General features: G+C 74.0%; 4 protein-coding genes. 1 reads left to right on the top strand and 3 read right to left on the bottom strand.

From position 1 onward, the window contains the following. Positions 1-112: 112 nt before the first annotated feature. The 3 genes from ABZ914_RS46810 to ABZ914_RS46800 all read right to left on the bottom strand — a co-directional run bounded on the left by ABZ914_RS46810 (position 113) and on the right by ABZ914_RS46800 (position 3,517). Positions 113-1,516, bottom strand: coding sequence for an NAD-dependent malic enzyme (locus ABZ914_RS46810; RefSeq protein WP_500201106.1), 1,404 nt, complete (start codon positions 1,514-1,516; stop codon positions 113-115). 102 nt (positions 1,517-1,618) lie between these two features. Next, positions 1,619-2,341, bottom strand: coding sequence for a cytidylate kinase-like family protein (locus tag ABZ914_RS46805; protein ID WP_500201105.1), 723 nt, complete (start codon positions 2,339-2,341; stop codon positions 1,619-1,621). Between the two features lie 231 nt (positions 2,342-2,572). Continuing rightward, positions 2,573-3,517 carry a tetratricopeptide repeat protein gene (locus ABZ914_RS46800; protein WP_206700392.1) on the bottom strand — a complete coding sequence of 315 codons (945 nt, stop codon included), beginning with the start codon at positions 3,515-3,517 and terminating at the stop codon, positions 2,573-2,575. Between the two features lie 402 nt (positions 3,518-3,919). On the opposite strand from ABZ914_RS46800, the gene ABZ914_RS46795 reads away from it, so the two are divergent. After that, positions 3,920-4,697 (top strand): ATP-binding cassette domain-containing protein (locus ABZ914_RS46795; RefSeq protein WP_500201104.1); only part of this gene is annotated, 778 nt, incomplete at its 3' end.

Here is a 4,697-nt window from a genome sequence, read left to right as displayed (position 1 = left end):
GGGCGGCTCCCCCCCCCCGCCCCCCCACCCGCCCAACCCACCCAAGACCCACACCCCCCCCCGCCCCCGCCGCTCCGCCGGGTCCGGCCGGACCCGGTCGCGGAGGCGGCGGCTACGCCTCGGTGCGGGGGCGGCCGCCGGCGGCCTCGCGGACGGCGCCCGCGACGCGGGACGCCACCTCCGGGTGGAACACGCTCGGCACGATGTAGTTCGGGCCCAGCTCGCCCGGCGTGACGACCTCGGCCAGCGCCTGCGCCGCCGCCGCCAGCATCGCCTGGGTGACCCCGTCGGCCTGCGCGTCCAGCAGCCCGCGGAAGACGCCCGGGAACGCCAGCACGTTGTTGATCTGGTTCGGGTAGTCGCTGCGGCCCGTCGCGACGACGGCGGCGTGCTCGCGCGCCTCGTCCGGCGACACCTCCGGCTCCGGGTTCGCCAGCGCGAACACGATCGCGCCCTCGTTCATCGTCGCGATGTCGTCGCCGTTGAGGATGCCGGGCGCGGACACCCCGATGAACACGTCCGCGTCCTTCACCGCGCCGCGCAGGTCGCCGGAGTAGCCGGCGGTGTTGGTGTGCTCGGCGATCCAGCGCAGCGAGTCGTCCAGGTCCTCGCGGCCCTTGTGCACCGCGCCCCGGTAGTCGCACACGATCAGGTCGCGCGCGCCGGCGTGCATGAGCAGCTTCAGGATGGCGGTGCCGGCCGCGCCCGCGCCCGCCATCGTGATCCGGACCGAGCCGATGTCCTTGCCGACGACCCGCAGCGCGTTGGTCAGCGCGGCCAGCACGCAGATCGCCGTGCCGTGCTGGTCGTCGTGGAAGACCGGGATGTCCAGCAGCTCGCGGAGCCGCCGCTCGACCTCGAAGCAGCGCGGCGCGGAGATGTCCTCCAGGTTGATGCCGCCGAACGCGGGCGCGAGGATCTGCACCGTCCGGACGATCTCGTCGGTGTCCTGGGTGTCCAGGCAGATCGGCCACGCGTCGATCCCGGCGAACCGCTTGAACAGCGCCGCCTTGCCCTCCATGACCGGCAGCGCCGCCTCCGGGCCGATGTTGCCGAGGCCCAGCACCGCCGACCCGTCGGTGACGACCGCGACGCTGTTGCGTTTGATCGTCAGCCGGCGGACGTCCTCGGGGTTGCGGGCGATGGCGAGCGACACCCGGGCGACGCCGGGCGTGTAGGCCATCGACAGCTCGTCGCGGTTGCGCAGCGGCACCTTCGACTGCATCTCGATCTTGCCGCCGAGGTGCATCAGGAAGGTCCGGTCGCTGACCTTGTGGATCTTGATGGAGTCGATCTTCTCCAGCGCGCTGGCGATCGCCTCGGCGTGCTGGGTGTCGCGAGTGGCGATCGTCACGTCGATGCGCAGCGTCTCGTGCCCCGCCGTGTTGACGTCGAGGGCCGTGACGATGCCGCCGGCGTTCTCGACCACGTGCGTGATCTGGCTGACCGCCTTGCCGCCGGCCGGGACCTCCAGCCGGACGGTGATGGAGTACGAAACGCTGGGCACGCTCGCCACGACAACCTGCTCCCTCTTGCTACCGGGTACGTCCTCGTCCCGGCCGCCACGTCCCATGGGGGCACGGGACGCCCGGGGGCCGTCGCCCTCTCCGCCTGCGGCTCACAGCGCCCGCGCCGCGGCCGCGATCAGGTCGACGGCGGCGGATGCGGGCAGCCTCGTGGTGTCGATCACGAGATGGTAGAGCCGCGGATCGGCGGGGTCGGCCCCGTAAAAGTGCTTCACGTAGGCCGTGCGGGCGCGGTCGTTGTCATCGAGCATACGCTCAACATCGCGGTCCGGCGTCCCGGTCGCCCCAGCCGGACCCCTCGTCCCGCCCCCGGCCCGGCCCCGGCGGCCGCCCGGGACCGCCGCCGCCCGGCCCTCGGCGGACTTCGCCAGCTCGTGCGCGGCGACCGCCAGTCGCCGCTCGCGCGGGCCGTCCAGCCGGACGTGCAGCACCCCCGGGAGGCCGGCCAGCACGAGGGCGGCGGCGCGGCCGAGCAGCACGCCCCCGCCGTGCTCCGCCGTCCGGTGGATGACGCGCTCGGTGTGCTCGACGAACTCCTCGGGACGGGTGATCGCCTGCTCGGGGAGGTAGACGTCCATGGCGCCGAGCGCGACGTTCGGCAGCCGCGCCGCGCCCGCGAGGATGCGGCCGATGCCGCTCTCGGCGCGGCCGTCGTGCGCGAGCGCCTCCTCCAGCGTGCAGCCGATCTCGCCGGCGACCCGGACGGGGATGGCCCGGTCGAGGAACGGCAGCCCGAGGCGCTCGGCGACCGCGGGGCCGACCACGTCGCCCCGCGCGCCGAACGCGGCGGAGATGGTCACGACACGAGCGCTCACACCCGCTACATGCCCGATTCCGCGCGCCCCAAGGGCCCGGACCCGTCGCGATCGCAAGCGGGCAGGGCGATCCGGCGCTCAGCCGTCAGGCGAGCGCCGGGCCGCCGAGCGAGGCCGTTGGACCCCCGAACGAGGTCCTTGGACCCCCGAACGAGGTCCTTGGACCCCGAACGAGGTCCTTGGGCCGCCGAGCGAGGTCCTTGGGCCGTGGTCGTCAGGACGCCGGGATCGTCAGAAGAGCGCCGATTGGAGGGAGCGGCGGGCCTTGGCGACGCGCGGGTCGTCCGGCGGCAGCAGCTCGAACAGGGACAGCAGGTGCGTGCGGGCCGCGTCGCGGTCGTCGCCCGCGCTGCCGCGCACCGCGGTGAGCAGCCGCCCGAACGCGTCCTCGATCCGGCCGGACACCATCTCGACGTCCGCGGCGCGGAGCTGCGCCTGCACGTCGCCGGGCTTGTCCGCCGCCTCCTGGACGGTGCGCTCGGGGTCCAGCCGCTCCACCCGCAGGCTCAGCTCGACCAGCGCGAGGCCCTGCTTGGCCTGGCCGTCCCTCGGGTTCCCGGCGAGGATCCGCTCGAAGGCGGCCTTCGCGCCGTCGAGGTCGCCGCGCTGCAGCGCGTCCTCGGCCTCGGAGTACACCGACCCGGCCGGGGCCGCCTCCTCGCCCGCGGCCGCGGCCTCGCCCGGCGGGGGCTCCGGCAGGATGCCCTCCTGGCGCAGCGCCTCGAAGAGCTGGTCGATCGCCTGCCGGACCTGCGGCTCGGGGGCCGCGCCGTTCAGGAAGGGCAGCAGCTGCCCGGCCACGACCGCCGCGACGAACGGGATGCCGCGCACGCCCATCTGCTGCATGTACGCGCCGAGCTGCGGGTTCGCGTCGATGTCGACCTTGGCGAGGATCCACTTGCCGGCCGCCTCGGTGGCGAGCTTCTCCAGGATCGGGCTGAGCTGCTTGCACGGCCCGCACCAGTCGGCCCAGAAGTCGACGAGCACCGGGACGGTCTGCGACCGCTCCACGACCTCGGTGTTGAAGGTCTGGTCGGTGACGTCCACGACGTACGCTCCGGCGGCGGGGGCGCCGCCGGCCGGGCCGCCCGCGGGCGCCGCACCGGCCTGCGCCCGGCGCTCCTGCTGCTTCCTGGCGGCCGCCTGGCGAGCTCCCAGGTCGATGGCCCCGTGCAACGAAAAGTCCCGAGAAGGCATGGGTCCATCCTGCCCCATGACCGGCCCGGTCGGTGCGCCCGTCCGCTCGGAGCGGAGCGAGCCGCGCGCGGGCGCCACTCGTGCATGCGCGGGACCGCCGGCCACGACGCCCCTTTCCATGGGATGACGACGCAATTGTCCGCCTTTTTTGAATTCTCACCTTCGGTCGGAAGGCAAAGAATCCAGGCGTCCTGCCGTAAAGGCAAAAAGATTGCTGACAGCCATCACCAAGCCCGGTTATAGTCGCGATGTCGATGCATCGTGCGACGGCAAAAGAGATCCGGTTCCCCGGACCCCGCCGATTCGGCCGGTCCGGGCGGACGGGCGCCGGGTGGCGCCGGGAGCGGCCACCGGCCCGGCTCGGACGACCGTCGCGCTCGCATGACGAGCAACGGGGGGAAACAAGTGATCGCGGAGCATTCCGCGATCGTGGCCCGAGGAATGGGTGTCCGCCGCGGGGGGCGGTGGCTCCTGCGCCCGGTGACCTTCGGCGTGACCGAAGGCGTGGTCGGCTTCGCCGGTCCACCTGGTGTCGGTAAATCCACTCTGCTGGCCACGTTCGCGACCTTGCGCCGGCCCAATTCCGGCGTGCTGCACATTCTCGGGCATGACATAGCGAACGCCGCGGACCTGCGCGCCGCGCGGGCCCGGATCGGCTACCTGCCGGCCCGGTTCTCCCGCGCGGAGAGCATGACGGCGGGCGAGTTCGTCGCTTATGCCGCGTACTACAAGCGCACGAGCACCTCAGTGGCACGGTCCATCATGAAGCGGCTGGACCTCACCGAGGCCGCCGGGACGGCGCTGTCGCTGCTGCCGCCGGACGTCCGGCTGCGCGCCGGGCTGGCCGCCGCGTGCGTGCACGGCCCCGACCTGCTGGTGCTGGACGACCCGTTCGGCGACCTGCGGGCCGCCGCCGAACCGTGGCCGACCGGCGCGGCGGGGCCGGGCGGGACCGCGTACTCGGCCGCGATGGCCGAGCTGGTCCCGGTGCTGCGGTCGCTGGCGCCGACCGTCCTGGTCAGCGCGGACGACACCGAGACGCTCACCGGCTGGTGCGACCGGCTGCTCACGCTGGCCCGCGGCCGGCTCAGCGAGCAGCCCACCCATTCCGCGGCGGCCCGCCGGGGCCGCACCGCCGCGGACCGGCGCGTCGCGGCGG

The organism is Spirillospora sp. NPDC046719, assembly GCF_040645715.1.
Taxonomy (GTDB): Bacteria; Actinomycetota; Actinomycetes; order Streptosporangiales; family Streptosporangiaceae; genus Spirillospora.
Note: the sequence above shows the minus strand (reverse complement) of the source record. Positions and strands in the feature narration are given on the sequence as shown.